Here is a 13,499-nt window from a genome sequence, read left to right on the forward strand (position 1 = left end):
GGCGACATCGAGCACCACATCTTGTGTTGCTGACCGCGGCGCGTCGACATGAATGTCGACGCCCACGAACTCGAGTGCCCCGAGCTGCCCTCAATTCTGAACTCTGAACTTTGAATTGCCGGGTGGCGCCTGCGCCGCCCGGCCTACAGGTCGTCGCTCAGCTCCTTCATCACGCCGACGATGCGCGCGAAGAGACCGTCGGGGGCGCGCGGGTCTTCCGGCATCGGCTTGAGCACCTCGGCCTTGGTGAAGCCGGGCGCCACTTCCCCGGCGGTGGCGCGCACGGTCCACCACGACGGGCCGCGGCCCTTCGCGACGGGGCCGTGGGTGGCGGGGCCACGAGCCGGGAGTCGGGAGTCGGGACTCCCGCCTCCGCCAAGGCTACGGCGGGCAAGCGGATCACCCGGTCTCCCCGGACGGACGGGCGCGGCAGGACGCAGAGACGGTGCGATCTCTGGCGGCGCGAGATCGAGCTTCAGGTGGCCCGGCGGCACCACGCGCAGGTCGACGCGGCGGTTGACCACGGCCATCACGCGCTGCGGTTCGACGCGCGCCCCATCGCGGAACTTGAAGACGATCGTCTTGCCCTCGCGCTCGATGGCGTCGAGCTTGAGGTGGTCGGCCATCACGCGGATGCGCGCGTGGTCGGCGAGGCTGAGCACCGACTCGGGCAGCGGACCGTAGCGATCGCGCACCTCGTCGAGCACCTTGTCGACGTCGACGTTGGTGCGCGCCTGCGCGACCTGGCGGTAGATGCCGAGGCGCTGGTTGGTGTCGGGGATGTACTGCTCGTCGATGCGGAACTCGACGCCGAGGTTGACGGTGGCGCGACGGTCGTCCTCGAGGTCCTCACCCTTCAGCTCGCGGATCGTCTCCTCGAGCAGCTTGGTGTACATCTCGAAGCCGATGGCCTCGATGTGCCCGCTCTGCTCGCCGCCGAGCAGGTTGCCGGCGCCGCGGATCTCGAGGTCGAGCGCGGCGATGCGGAAGCCGCTGCCGAGGGCGCTGAACTCCTTGATGGCCGCGAGCCGCTTGCGCGCCACTTCCGACAGCGAATCGACAGGCGGGATCAGCAGGTAGGCATACGCGCGCCGATCCGATCGCCCGACGCGGCCGCGCAGCTGGTACAACTGCCCCAGGCCGTAGCGATCGGCGCGGTTGATGATCATCGTGTTCGCGTTCGGGATGTCCAGCCCGTTCTCGATGATCGTCGTCGCCAGCAGGATGTCGTAGCGGCGCTCGATGAAGTCGACCATGACCTTCTCGAGCGCTTCCTCGCCCATCTGGCCGTGGCCGATGCCGATCTTCGCGTCTGGCGCGACGCGCTGCAGCAGGCCGGCCATCGAGTGGATCGACTCGACGCGGTTGTGCACGAAGTAGACCTGCCCGCCGCGCTCGAGCTCCTTGGCGATCGCCGACCCGATGATCTGCGGATCGAACGGCAGCACCGAGGTCTGCACGGCCTGCCGATCGTGCGGCGCCGTCTCGATCACCGACATGTCGCGGATGCCCACGAGCGACATGTTGAGCGTGCGCGGGATGGGCGTGGCGCTCATCGTGAGCACGTCGACCTTCTTGCGCATCTGCTTGATGCGCTCCTTGTGCGTCACGCCGAAGCGCTGCTCCTCGTCGACGACGAGCAGGCCGAGATCGCGGAACTCGACGTCCTTGGCCAGCAGCCGGTGCGTGCCGACGAGGATGTCGAGCTTCCCCTCGCGAAGGTGCTTCAGCGACTCGGCCTGCTCGGCCTTGCTGCGGAACCGGCTGACCATGTCGATGCGCACCGGGAACGCCGCAAAGCGCGTGCGCAGCGTCTTGAGGTGCTGCAGCGCGAGCACGGTGGTCGGCGCGAGCACGGCCACCTGCTTGCCGTCCATCACGGCCTTGAACGCGGCGCGCATCGCGACTTCCGTCTTGCCGAAGCCGACGTCGCCGCACAGCAGCCGATCCATCGGCGTCGACGACTCCATGTCGCGCTTGATGTCGGCCACGGCGTTGGCCTGGTCGGCCGTGAGCTCGTACGGGAAGGCGAGCTCGAACTCCTCCTGCCAGTGCGTGTCGGACGGGAACGCGTGGCCCTGCACGGCCTTGCGCGCGGCGTAGAGCTTGAGCAGCTCGTCGGCCATGTCGCGCATCGCCTTCTTGACGCGCGCCTTGGCCTTCTCCCACGTCGCACCGCCGAGCCGGTCGAGCGTCGGCCGGGCGCTGCCCGAGAACTTCTGCACGAGGTCGAGCCGGTCGACCGGGACGAACAGCTTGTCGTCGCCGGCGTAGCGCAGCTCCATGAACTCGCGCGTCTCGTGCCCGACGTTGATCTGCTTCAGCCCGACGAACACGCCGATGCCGTTGTCGACGTGCACGACGAGGTCGCCGACCTTGAGGTCGCGGAAGTCCGAGAGGAACGCCTTGGCCGCCGACGCCCGCCGCTGCGTGCCGACGCGCTCCTCGTCGAAGATGTCGGTCTCGGCAAACAGGCGCAGCCGCGCGGCCGGCAGGCGGAAGCCCTGCGTGAGCTGGCCGGTGGTCACCAGCAGCGCACTGCCCGAGGTCACCTCGGCGCGGCTGATGTCGACGGCGACGACGCCGTAGTCGCGCAGGATCTCGATGACGCGCTCGGCGCGCCCGGCCGTCTCGGCGACGAGCACCGCCGTCTCGCCCATCTCGCGGCCCTTGCGCAGTTCGGCGACCCAGTCGGGGACGCGGCCGTGGAAGGTGGGCGCAGGTTGGCAGGAGACGTAGCGTTCGGCGCGCGAACCGCCATCCGTCTTCGATGCGGCGGCCTGCGACGGCACGTCAGGCATCGCATCGTCGGCGATCATCGGATCGGCGGCGAACGTCTCGAGCCAGGTGGCCGACGGCAGCAGCGACATGACGTCGGGCCACGGCAGCATCAGGCGACCCGGCGGCAGCGGCCGCTCGTCGCGCGCGAGCGCGTCCTGGTAGCTGTCGAGCAGCGCGGTGAACTTCCGGTCGCCCGCCTCGCGCACCTTGTCGAACTCGGAGACGAACAGCCGCAGGCGGGGCGTGCGTCCGAGGTACGTGAAGAAGGTCGCGGGCCGATCGGCCTCACGCGCCTCGAGCGTGTCGGCAATCTCGCGCACCGGGGCGATGGTCACGCGATCGAGCGCGGCCACCGATCGTTGCGTCGCGGGATCGAACTGGCGGATCGACTCGATGGTGTCGCCGATGAACTCGAGACGCACCGGCAGGCGGTCGCCGGCCGGGAACACGTCGGCGACGTTGCCGCGCACGGAGAACTCGCCGTGCTGATCGACCGGGTCCTCGCGCGTGAACCCGGCCTTGACGAGCACGTCGGCCAGGTCGAGCGGGTCGATGTCGTCGCCCGGCTTCAGTTCCAGCGAGGCAGCGACGAGGGTGTCGGGATCGGGCAGCCTCGGCAGCAGCGCCGGCGCCGACGCCACCACGATGCGCGCCTGCCCGGTGGCGAGCGCGTGGAAGGCGCGCGCACGAGCGGAGGCCACGTCGAAGTGCGGCAGCAGCCCGCGGTACGGGTCGACCTCGAGCGAGGGCAGCGGGAGGACGCCGCGGTCGAGGGCGTTGCCGCTCAGGCCCTCGAGGCTCCCGAGGAAGAACCGCGCGTCGGCGATGACGGTCTCGATGTCGCGGTCGGCCGGCACGATGACCACGGCCGGGGTGGTCTGCGAGGCGGCCGCCACCGCGAACGCCTTGCCGGCCGGCGTGAGCCCCGACAGGCGCGTGGCCGCGCTCGCCAGCCCGGTGGTGCCGGCGGCGTCCTTGAGCAGGAGGCGGAGCGAGAGCGAGGAAGCAGAGGTTCGGGACATCAGGAGGCCGACAGACTTTCCAGAATATCAGGCGGCGCCCCCGAGGTAGGGCGGCGTGTCCCACGCCGCCGTCATCCAACAGCGGCGCGGTGGGACACCGCGCCCTACCCGCGTGTGGGGCGGTCTGACGTACCATGCCCGCGTGCCGGAACAGGTGTCACAGTTGGCCCTCGTCCTCACGACGCGGAGCGGGCCCGGGGTGTTGCACGAGGTGAGCGGAGTCATCGCCGCCCACCAGGGCGACATCACGACCTTCACCATCGTCGATCACGGCGAGGCGCAGACGCGGCTGCTGCTGGAGGTGTCGGTGCCCGACGGCGAGTCGCTGCTCGCGGCGCTCGAGGCGGCGGGCTCCGTGAAGGCCATCGAGCGGGTGGCGACGTTCCAGCACGTGTTCGGCAAGCGCGTGATCATCATGGGCGGTGGCGCGCAGGTGGGCCAGGTGGCGATCGGCGCGATCGCGGAGGCCGACCGTCACAACATCCGGGGCGAGAAGATCTCGGTGGACACGATTCCGCTCGTGGGCGAGCAACCGCTGGCGGAAGCCGTGCGCGCCGTGTCGCGCCTGCCCCGCGCGCGGGTGCTGGTGCTGGCCGGGTCGCTGATGGGCGGCGAGATCGAGAAGGCCGTGCGCGAGGTGCGCGCCCAGGGACTCACGGTGATCAGCCTGAACATGGCCGGCAGCGTCCCCGACGCCAGCGATCTCGTGGTGACCGATCCCGTGCAGGCCGGCGTGATGGCGGTGATGGCCATTGCCGACACGGCGCGGTTCCGGATCGACAGGTTGAGCAAGCGGGTGTTTTAGGAAGGCTCAGGGCTCAGGGCTCAAGGCTCAGACAGCCTTCTGCCAGGCTCAGGGCTCAGAGGTAGGGCGGGATGTCCCCATCCCGCCGTCACGGGCAGCAGCGTGGTCGGAGACCGCGCGCTGCCCTGAAGGAGAATCCGTGAATAGACGAGAGTGGTTGCGGAAGACGGGTGCGGTGATGGGCGCCGCGGCGGCGGCGGGAAGCACGGGTGCGGAGGCGCACAGCGACGACCACGACCTGCACGAGGCGCAGGAGGCGGCAGCGAAGCCGGATGCGTCGCTGAAGCTGGTGGACTACGAGCCCAAGAGCATGTTGCACGTGCCGGCGTCGAAGGTCGAGAAGGCCGCCTTCCCGGTCATCGACATGCACACGCACCTGGCCGTGCGCGCCAACGCGCAGCCCAACGGCCGACCGTCGCGCCGCGCCGTGCCGACGGCCGACCTCCTGAAGGTGATGGACGCCCGCAACATCCGGACGATGGTGAACCTCACGGGGAGCTACGGCGAGCGCCTCGTGAACAACATCGCGGGACTCGACAAGGCGCACCCGGGCCGCTTCCTCACGTTCACCGAGCCGGGGTGGACCGAGGCGCAGCGCCCTGACTACGGCAAGTGGCAGGCCGACGAGTTGGCGAAGTCGAAGGCGGCCGGCGCGATGGGCATCAAGGTGCTCAAGACGCTCGGCCTGTTCCTGCGCGACAAGGACGCGAGCGGCAAGGACGGGGCGCTCGTGAAGGTGGACGACCCGCGGTTCGATCCGCTCTGGGAGCAGGCCGGCGCGCTCGGCCTGCCGGTGGGGATCCACGTGGGCGATCCGGAGGCGTTCTTCCTCCCCACCGACAAGTACAACGAGCGGTACGAGGAGCTGGCCAACCACCCCGACTGGTCGTTCCACGGCAAGGACTTCCCGTCGTTCAAGGCGGTGCTCGAGGCGCGCGATCGCGTGTTCGCGCGGCACCCGAAGACGACGTTCGTGGCGCTGCACGTGGGGCACTGGGCGGAGAACCTGCCGGCCGTCGGCGAGATGCTGGACAAGTTCCCGAACGTGCACATCGAGATCGGCGCCCGCGTCGGCGAGCTCGGGCGACAGCCGCGGCAGTCGCGCAAGTTCTTCGACAAGTACCAGGACCGGATCATGTTCGGCACCGACGCGGTGCCCAACGGCACCGAGACGCCGCAGCAGATCTTCGGCGACGCCCTGTACCAGATCTACTACCGGTTCCTGCAGACCGAGGACGAGTACTTCGACTACGCGCCGGCAGCCACGCCGCCGCAGGGTCGCTGGCAGATCTACGGCATCGGGTTGCCCGAGCCGATCCTCAAGAAGGTGTACCTCGACAACGCGCTGCGCGCGCTGCCGAAGCATCCGGCGCCATAGGCTCTGAGGTAGGGCGCGATGTCCCCATCGCGCCGTAATCCGCATGATCCGTCGGAATTCGCTGACGGCGGGGTGGGGACACCCCGCCCTCCCTGTTTCAGGCCCCGCCCTACCTCGGTACAAGAGGTTTGCGGCGCGATGAGGACATCGCGCCCTACCTGGGTGCTGAGCGGCGGGATGAGGACATCGCGCCCTACCTCGGTGCTGAGCGGCGGGGTGAGGACACCCCGCCCTACCTGGGAGGCGGGCGGCCTCCCCGCATTCGGATCACGCTCGTCGACCCACACGATCATGCCCGTGCACGGAGCACGGCACGTGCCGGAATGCGCTGCTCGGCTGCGGCACGTCCCGTGGCAGGCCTGGCCGGTGCTGCACGCTCGGTTGGGTAGCCGCCGGCGGCGCCGCGGGTAGCGGCTACACGCCCTCGGGCGGCCCGGCGATCTTCCTGATGATGTTCGTGGTGGAGTGGCCTTCTTCGGTGGCGACGCGGACCACTCGCCCGCCGCGCGCCCACACCGTCTCGCGACCCACAATCTGATCGAGCGGCCAGTCAGCGCCCTTCACGAGGACGTCTGGCTGGACGGCCTCGATGAGGGAGGCCGGGGTCGGTTCCTCGAAGATCGTCACCAGGTCGACCACCTCGAGCGCCGCGAGGAGCTCGGCGCGCTCGGCTGCCGGATGTACCGGGCGGTCGGGGCCCTTGGCAGCGCGGACCGTCTCGTCGACGTTCACGCCCACGACCAGCGCGTCGCCTTCGGCACGCGCGGCGGCGAGGTAGCGCACGTGACCCGGGTGGAGGATGTCGAACACGCCGTTGGTGAACACGACGGTCCGGCCCTCGACCTGCCAGTCGCGCACCTGGGCGACGCAGGCGTCACGCGACACCACCCTGCCCGGTGGCACATCAGCCCGCCGCGTCATCGTCCTTCATGTGTGGCCGCCAGCCTTCCGGGCCCTGCAGCTGCTTCAGGCGCACCGACGGACTGAAGCGCCACGAGTGGCGGGGCCGGAAGAACCCGACGTCCTTGATCGGCGACTTCACGCGGAACGTGTAGAGCTGCCGATGGTAGTCGTACGGGAAGCCATCGAGCTTGTGGACGGCGAGGTCGAGCTTGTAGGTGCCCTCGGTGAGGGCGAGATCCTCGATCACGAAGTCGGCCCGCCCCTCGCCCGCGAACTCCTGCGCCGACATCTCCTCGATGTTCGTGTTGGTGCCGTAGATGCAGACGCCGTCGGCATTGAACAGGCCGATGCCGAACACGAAGTCCTTCACCGGCGCCTTGGCCTTCAGGTGCAGGCGGATGGTCATCGCCTCGCCGGAGTGGAACACGTGCCCGGGCAGGCCGTCGGCGCCGATGAGCTCGACCGACGCGATCTCGATGTCGCCCGATCCCCAGCGGCCGGCCTCGGCCTTGAACATGTCGGCAGGCGCTTCCACGTCGCCTGCGGTCACGCCATCTTCAACGACACCCGCCTCGTGGGCCGGCACGGAGCTGCCGGCGCCGAGGTCGACGCGCTCGCGCGCCTTGGCGTCCTGCGAGGCGAGGAACGCCTCCTCGCTCTCCTCCACCTCGGTGACGTAGGCGTCGATCACGCGCTTGGGATCCCCCACCGCGCGCACCTTGCCCTTGTCGAGCCACAGGGCCTCGTCGCAGAAGCGCTCGACCAGGCCGAGCGAGTGCGTCACCAGCAGGATGGTCTTGCCGCGGCGGCGGAACTCGGCGAACTTGTCGAGGCACTTGTGGGCGAAGCCCTCGTCGCCGACGGCGAGCACTTCGTCCACGAGCAGCACGTCGGGGTCGACGTGCACCGCGACGGCGAAGCCGAGGCGCATGTACATGCCAGACGAGTAGGTCTTCACCGGCGCGTCGATGAACGGCGCGAGCTCGGCGAATTCGACGATCTCGTCGAACCGCCGCTCGATCTCGGCCTTCGACAGGCCGAGCATGATGCCGTTGATGAAGACGTTCTCGCGGCCGGAGATCTCGGGATGGAAGCCGGCACCGAGCTCGATGAGCGCCGAGATGCGGCCGTTGACGGTCACCTTCCCCATCGTCGGCTTGGCGATGCCGGCGACGCACTTGAGCATCGTGCTCTTGCCGCTGCCGTTGCGACCGATGATGCCGTACGTGCGGCCGGCCTGGACGTCGAACGACACGCCGTCGAGGGCGCGGAACGTCTCGTCCGGGCTCAGGTCGCGGACCAGGCTGCCGGTGAGGATGGCGCTCTTGAGCGTCGCGAACTGCCGCTTGTGGGCGAAGCGGCGATAGATCTTGGTGACGTTGTCGGCGCGGATGGCGAGGGCGGGCGTGCTGCTGCTCATCACACCTCCTCGGCGAACGAGTCGCGCAGCCGGTCGAACAGGAAGTAGCCGAGCAGGAACAGGCCCACCGACATCGCGGCGACGGCCATGAGCCACTTCCAGTGACCGAAGGGCCCCTCGTAGAACAGGATTTCCTGGTACGAGACGGCGAAGTGCGACATCGGGTTGGCGTTCAGCACGGCCTTGCTGATCGTGCCCGGCGCGAGGTGCATCGGGTAGATGATCGGCGTGGCGAAGAACCAGAGCGTGAGCAGGTTGCTCAGGATGTCCTTGATGTCGCGGAAGTGCACGGTGAGCGCTGCGAGCAGCAGGCTGAGGCCGAGCGTGAACAGCAGCTGCACGGCGACGACGACCGGGAACCAGAGCACCTCGAGGAACGTGATCGTCGGCCGGAACCAGATCAGGAACGCGACGAGGATCGGCAGGCCGAAGAAGAAATGCATCATGTTCGACAGCACCGAGACGATCGGGAGGATCTCGGCCGGGAACAGGACCTTCTTGATCAGGTTGCCGCCCGCCATCAGGCTGTTGGACGCCTCGGTGAGCGACGAGGAGAACCACGTCCACGGCAGGATGCCGCAGAACATGAAGAGGGCGTACGGCTCGATCTCCGGCGGGTGCGTGCCTGGCAGCACCACCGTGAAGACGAACGAGTACACGACCAGCAGCAGGAGCGGGTTGATGAACGACCAGAAGAAGCCGAGGGCGCTGCCGCGATAGCGCGCCTTGAGCTCACGGGTGACGAGGCTCTGGATCAGGGCGCGGTAGCGCACCAGCTGGCGGAGGTTATGGAACATCGATCTCCAGGATCAGCGTGGTGATGTTGTCTGGCCCGCCGGCGCCGTTGGCATCGTCGATCAGCTGCTGGCACGTGCGCTCGAGCGGGTCGCCGGCGCCAAGCACCACGGCGATGCGTTCCTCGGAGATCACGCCGTGCAGGCCGTCCGACGAGATGAGCACGCGATCGCCCGGCACCAACTGCAGCGGCGACAGGTCGACCTCGGGGGCGTCTGAAGCCGAGAGCGCGCGGGTGACGACGTTGCGCCACGGGTGCTGGCGCGCCTCGTTGGCCGACATCAGGCCCATCATCACCTGCTCGGCGACCCACGAGTGGTCGTGCGTGAGCTGCTGGAGCACGCCGTCGCGCCAGAGGTAGATGCGGCTGTCGCCGACGTGGCCGAGGGCGGTGGCGCCGGCGGAGATCAGGACGGCCGACGCGGTGGTGGCCATGCCGCGCAGCCGAGGGTTGGCGTTGGTCTGGTCGGCGATGGCGCGGGCGGCGCGCTCGAAGCCTTCCTGGAGGCGGCGCTCGGCGAGGGTGCAGTTGCGGTCGTCGGGGGCGGCAGCCTCGCCGCGCTCGGCGACGGCCTCGATGGTGTCGACCGCGAGGCGCGAGGCGATCTCGCCGGCCACGTGGCCGCCCATGCCGTCGGCAACAACGAACAGGCCGAGGTCAGGCCTGGCGCAGAAGGCGTCTTCGTTGGACGCCCGGCGCCGACCCGGGTGCGTGGCGGCCGCCCATCGGACACGCATCGCCGTTCAGGGCCTCTGCCCCTCGACATCGCACGGGGCGGCCTGGGCGCGAGCCCGGTCCCGGCCGTGCCGTCGGGTGGGGCTGTCGCTCATTTGCCCCGGGCGCGCGAGGCGACCTGGAGGCGCAGCACGGCCTTGTCGAGGGCGGTGCGTGCGCGCTGGTAGTCGAGATCGGCCTCGTTGCGGGCGAGGCGTTCCTCGGCGCGCTTGCGTGCGGCCTCGGCGCGTGCGACGTCGATGTCCTCCGCGCGCTCGGCGATCTGGGCGAGCACGGTGACGGCGTCGGGCAGGACCTCGGCGAACCCGAAGGCGATCGCCAGCACCTGCGTGTCGGTGCCGGACCTGGAGGTGAGGCGCCCGACGGTGAGGGTGGCGAGCATCGGGGTGTGGCCTGGCAGCACCCCGAAGTATCCCTCGCTGCCCGGCAGCTCGACCTCGTCCACCTGGACGCGCACGATCTCGCGTTCGGGCGTGACGATGCTGAGCGTGAGCTGGCTGGCCATGCGTTCCGTTGCCTTCCGCTTACGACTTCAGGGAGGCGGCCTTCTCGAGCGCCTCCTCGATCGTGCCGACCATGTAGAACGCCTGCTCCGGCACATCGTCGTGCTTGCCGTCGACGATCTCCTTGAAGCCCTTGATCGTCTCGGCGATGGTGACGTACTTGCCCTTGAAGCCGGTGAACTGCTCGGCGACGTGGAACGGCTGGCTGAGGAAGCGCTGCAGCTTGCGGGCGCGCGACACCGTCAGCTTGTCCTCTTCCGACAGTTCGTCGAGGCCGAGGATGGCGATGATGTCCTGCAGGTCCTTGTAGCGCTGCAGCACCTGCTTGACGCGGCGCGCCACCGAGTAGTGCTCGTCGCCGATGATGCGCGGGTCGAGGATGCGCGAGGTCGAGGCGAGCGGGTCGACGGCCGGGTAGATGCCGAGCGACGCGATGTCGCGCGACAGGTTCGTGGTCGCGTCGAGGTGGGCGAAGGTGGTGGCCGGCGCCGGGTCCGTGTAGTCGTCGGCAGGCACGTAGATGGCCTGCACCGACGTGATCGAGCCCTTCTTGGTGGACGTGATGCGCTCCTGCATCTCGCCCATCTCGGTGGCCAGCGTCGGCTGGTAGCCCACCGCGCTCGGCATGCGGCCGAGGAGCGCCGACACCTCGGAGCCCGCCTGCGTGAAGCGGAAGATGTTGTCCACGAACAGGAGCACGTCCTTGCCCTCGGCGTCGCGGAAGTACTCGGCGACGGTCAGGCCGGTCAGCGCCACGCGGAGACGGGCGCCGGGCGGCTCGGTCATCTGGCCGTAGACCAGTGCGGCGCGCGACTTCGAGGGATCGTCGACGTTGATGACGCCGCTCTCCTGGAACTCGAGCCAGAGGTCGTTGCCCTCGCGCGTGCGCTCGCCGACGCCGGCAAACACCGACACGCCGCCGTGCTTCAGGGCGATGTTGTGGATCAGTTCCTGGATGATGACGGTCTTGCCGACGCCGGCGCCGCCGAACAGGCCGATCTTGCCGCCCTGCAGGTACGGTTCGAGCAGGTCGATGACCTTGATGCCGGTCTCGAACATCTCGAGCTTGGTCGACTGCTCCTCGAGCGTCGGGGCCGCGCGGTGGATCGGCCAGGACGTCTCGCTGACCACCGGGCGATCCGGGTAGTCGACCGGCTCGCCGAGCACGTTGAGCACGCGGCCCAGGGTGGCGGGACCCACGGGCACGGTGATGCCGATGCCGAGGTCCAGCGCTTCCATCCCGCGCTGCAGCCCGTCGGTCGGCTTCATCGCCACCGTGCGGACGCGCCCCTCACCGAGGTGCTGCTCGACCTCCGCGATGATGTCGGTGTGCCCGGTGCCGGAGGCGTCCGGCACGCGCACGCGAATCGCGTTGTAGATCGCGGGCAGGTGCCCACCCTCGAACTCGATGTCGAGCACCGGCCCGATGATCTGGACGATGCGACCGACCTTGTACTGCTCGGCAGTTGCGTTGCTCATAAGGTCCCTTGCGTCGGGCGTGCCCGACGCCTACACCTGACTGCGCCTTCCCGTCGGACACGTCCGACGGTTACCAATCCGTTGCGCGCGCCTACAGCGCCTGTGCGCCAGAGACGACTTCGATGATCTCGCGCGTGATGGCCGCCTGCCGCACCTTGTTCATGTACAGCGTCAGCTTGTCCACCATCTCCTGCGCGTTGCGCGTGGCCGCATCCATGGCGGTCATGCGCGCGGCGTGCTCGGACGCGGCCGACTCGAGCAGCGCGCGGTACACCTGGATCTCCACGTGCTTGGGCACCAGCGTCGTGAGGATCTCCTCGGCCGACGGCTCGTAGAGGTAGTCCACCTGCGGGCCCGTCACGCCGCCGTTCTCCGCCGTCAGGCGCGGCAGCGGCAGCATCCGCTCGACGACGACCTTCTGCGACATCACGGACTTGAACTCGTTGTACAGGAGGTACACCGAGCTGACGCGCCCCTCGGTGAAGGCCTCCATCGCCGACTGCGCGATCTCCTGCGCGTGCGAGAACTTCACGTGCTGGAAGAGGTTGACCACCTCGTAGCGCACGTCGACGCCGCGACGCATGAAGAAGTCGCGGCCCTTGCGGCCAACCAGCGCCATCGCGACGTCGCGGTCGGTGGAGTGCTCGGCCCGGAACGCCGACGCCTGCTTGATGACGTTGCTGTTGAAGCTGCCGCACAGGCCGCGATCGGCCGACACGACGATCAGCAGCGGCGGCGCCGTGGGCGTCTCCGACTCGCGCAGCAGCGCGTGCGACTCCGGGTCGACGCGCGACGCGAGGCTGTTGAGCACGCGCAGCATCTGGCCGGCATAGGGACGCGCGCCGATGACGCGATCCTGCGCCCGGCGCAGCTTGCTGGCCGAGACCATCTTCATCGCCTTGGTGATCTGCTGCGTCGACTTGACGGCGCGGACCCGGCGACGGATGTCGATGAGGGAAGGCATAGGGGGCTACAGGCTACGGGCGGCAGGCAACCTGCCGCCTAGGCCACTCCCGCCGGCTTCTTGCTGCGCGCGGCGAAGTCCTTCGCGTACTCCTCGGTCGCCTGCAGCAGCTCGGCCTCGATGTCCTTGGTGATGTCCTTCTGCTCCATGATCCCCGAGAGGATGCCGGGGCGACGCGACTCGAGGTGCGCGTAGAAGCCCTCTTCCCAGGCGCCGATGTCGGGCAGCTCCACGTTGTCGAGCAGGCCCTTGGTCGCCACGTACAGGATGGCGACCTGCTTGGCCACCGACAGCGGCCGGTACTGCGGCTGCTTGAGCACCTCCACGAGGCGCACGCCGCGGTGCAGCTGCTGCTGCGTCGTCTTGTCGAGGTCGCTGCCGAACTGGGCGAACGCCGCCAGCGCGCGGTACTGCGCGAGGTCGAGACGGAGCGAGCCGGCCACCTTGCGCATGGCCTTGATCTGCGCCGAGCCGCCGACGCGCGACACCGAGTTGCCGACGTTGATGGCCGGACGCACGCCCTGGTGGAACAGGTCGCTCTCGAGGAAGATCTGGCCGTCGGTGATCGAGATCACGTTGGTCGGGATGTAGGCCGAGAGGTCACCGGCCTGCGTCTCGATGATCGGCAGCGCGGTCAGCGATCCGCCACCGAGCGTGTCGTTCAGCTTCGCGGCGCGCTCGAGCAGGCGCGAGTGCAGGTAGAACACGTCGCC

General features: G+C 69.1%; 10 protein-coding genes and 1 pseudogene. 2 read left to right on the plus strand and 9 right to left on the minus strand.

The features are described 5' to 3' along the window. Positions 1-143 precede the first annotated feature (143 nt). Positions 144-3,803: a transcription-repair coupling factor gene (gene mfd / locus ACIRDX_RS15335; protein ID WP_396626311.1), complete on the minus strand. Its 3,660-nt coding sequence runs from the start codon at positions 3,801-3,803 to the stop codon at positions 144-146. Positions 3,804-3,957: 154 nt separating this feature from the next. Between mfd and ACIRDX_RS15340 the strand changes: the two genes are divergently transcribed. Both ACIRDX_RS15340 and ACIRDX_RS15345 read left to right on the plus strand, forming a co-directional pair. After that, the gene (locus ACIRDX_RS15340; protein ID WP_396626320.1) at positions 3,958-4,608 is read left to right on the plus strand and encodes a DUF5612 domain-containing protein; all 651 of its coding nucleotides are present in this window, start codon (positions 3,958-3,960) and stop codon (positions 4,606-4,608) included. A gap of 139 nt (positions 4,609-4,747) precedes the next feature. After that, the gene (locus tag ACIRDX_RS15345; protein WP_396626312.1) at positions 4,748-5,986 is read left to right on the plus strand and encodes an amidohydrolase family protein; all 1,239 of its coding nucleotides are present in this window, start codon (positions 4,748-4,750) and stop codon (positions 5,984-5,986) included. 414 nt (positions 5,987-6,400) lie between these two features. On the opposite strand, the gene rfaE2 is transcribed toward ACIRDX_RS15345, so the two are convergent. From rfaE2 to ACIRDX_RS15385, 8 genes and pseudogenes are all read right to left on the minus strand, one after another. Beyond that, positions 6,401-6,871 (minus strand): D-glycero-beta-D-manno-heptose 1-phosphate adenylyltransferase, encoded by a 471-nt coding sequence (gene rfaE2, locus ACIRDX_RS15350; protein WP_396626313.1) that lies wholly within the window; start codon positions 6,869-6,871, stop codon positions 6,401-6,403. Between the two features lie 19 nt (positions 6,872-6,890). Continuing rightward, positions 6,891-8,309 carry an ABC transporter ATP-binding protein gene (locus ACIRDX_RS15355; protein ID WP_396626314.1) on the minus strand — a complete coding sequence of 473 codons (1,419 nt, stop codon included), beginning with the start codon at positions 8,307-8,309 and terminating at the stop codon, positions 6,891-6,893. After that, positions 8,309-9,106 carry an ABC transporter permease gene (locus tag ACIRDX_RS15360; RefSeq protein ID WP_396626315.1) on the minus strand — a complete coding sequence of 266 codons (798 nt, stop codon included), beginning with the start codon at positions 9,104-9,106 and terminating at the stop codon, positions 8,309-8,311. The genes ACIRDX_RS15355 and ACIRDX_RS15360 overlap by 1 nt, the downstream gene beginning before the upstream one ends. After that, entirely contained in the window at positions 9,096-9,842 is a 747-nt protein-coding gene (locus ACIRDX_RS15365) for a PP2C family protein-serine/threonine phosphatase (protein ID WP_396626316.1), read from the minus strand. The genes ACIRDX_RS15360 and ACIRDX_RS15365 overlap by 11 nt, the downstream gene beginning before the upstream one ends. Before the next feature lie 89 nt (positions 9,843-9,931). Continuing rightward, positions 9,932-10,345 (minus strand): F0F1 ATP synthase subunit epsilon, encoded by a 414-nt coding sequence (locus ACIRDX_RS15370; protein ID WP_396626317.1) that lies wholly within the window; start codon positions 10,343-10,345, stop codon positions 9,932-9,934. Between the two features lie 19 nt (positions 10,346-10,364). Next, on the minus strand, positions 10,365-11,822 hold the full coding sequence (gene atpD, locus ACIRDX_RS15375; protein ID WP_396626318.1) for a F0F1 ATP synthase subunit beta: 1,458 nt from the start codon (positions 11,820-11,822) through the stop codon (positions 10,365-10,367). 91 nt (positions 11,823-11,913) lie between these two features. After that, positions 11,914-12,786, minus strand: a complete 873-nt coding sequence (gene atpG, locus ACIRDX_RS15380; RefSeq protein WP_396626319.1) for an ATP synthase F1 subunit gamma — start codon at positions 12,784-12,786, stop codon at positions 11,914-11,916. A 38-nt stretch (positions 12,787-12,824) separates the two neighbouring features. Continuing rightward, positions 12,825-13,499: pseudogene (locus ACIRDX_RS15385) on the minus strand (F0F1 ATP synthase subunit alpha); the annotation flags it as partial.

It is taken from the genome of Luteitalea sp. (genome assembly GCF_044337415.1).
In the GTDB taxonomy this organism is placed as follows: Bacteria; Acidobacteriota; Vicinamibacteria; order Vicinamibacterales; family Vicinamibacteraceae; genus Luteitalea.

Coding starts and splice junctions, on each gene's coding strand:
- mfd (WP_396626311.1), bottom strand. CDS start 3,803: ATGTCCCGAACCTCTGCTTCCTCGCTCTCGCTCCGCCTCCTGCTCAAG.
- ACIRDX_RS15355 (WP_396626314.1), bottom strand. CDS start 8,309: ATGAGCAGCAGCACGCCCGCCCTCGCCATCCGCGCCGACAACGTCACC.
- ACIRDX_RS15360 (WP_396626315.1), bottom strand. CDS start 9,106: ATGTTCCATAACCTCCGCCAGCTGGTGCGCTACCGCGCCCTGATCCAG.
- ACIRDX_RS15365 (WP_396626316.1), bottom strand. CDS start 9,842: ATGCGTGTCCGATGGGCGGCCGCCACGCACCCGGGTCGGCGCCGGGCG.
- ACIRDX_RS15370 (WP_396626317.1), bottom strand. CDS start 10,345: ATGGCCAGCCAGCTCACGCTCAGCATCGTCACGCCCGAACGCGAGATC.
- atpD (WP_396626318.1), bottom strand. CDS start 11,822: ATGAGCAACGCAACTGCCGAGCAGTACAAGGTCGGTCGCATCGTCCAG.
- atpG (WP_396626319.1), bottom strand. CDS start 12,786: ATGCCTTCCCTCATCGACATCCGTCGCCGGGTCCGCGCCGTCAAGTCG.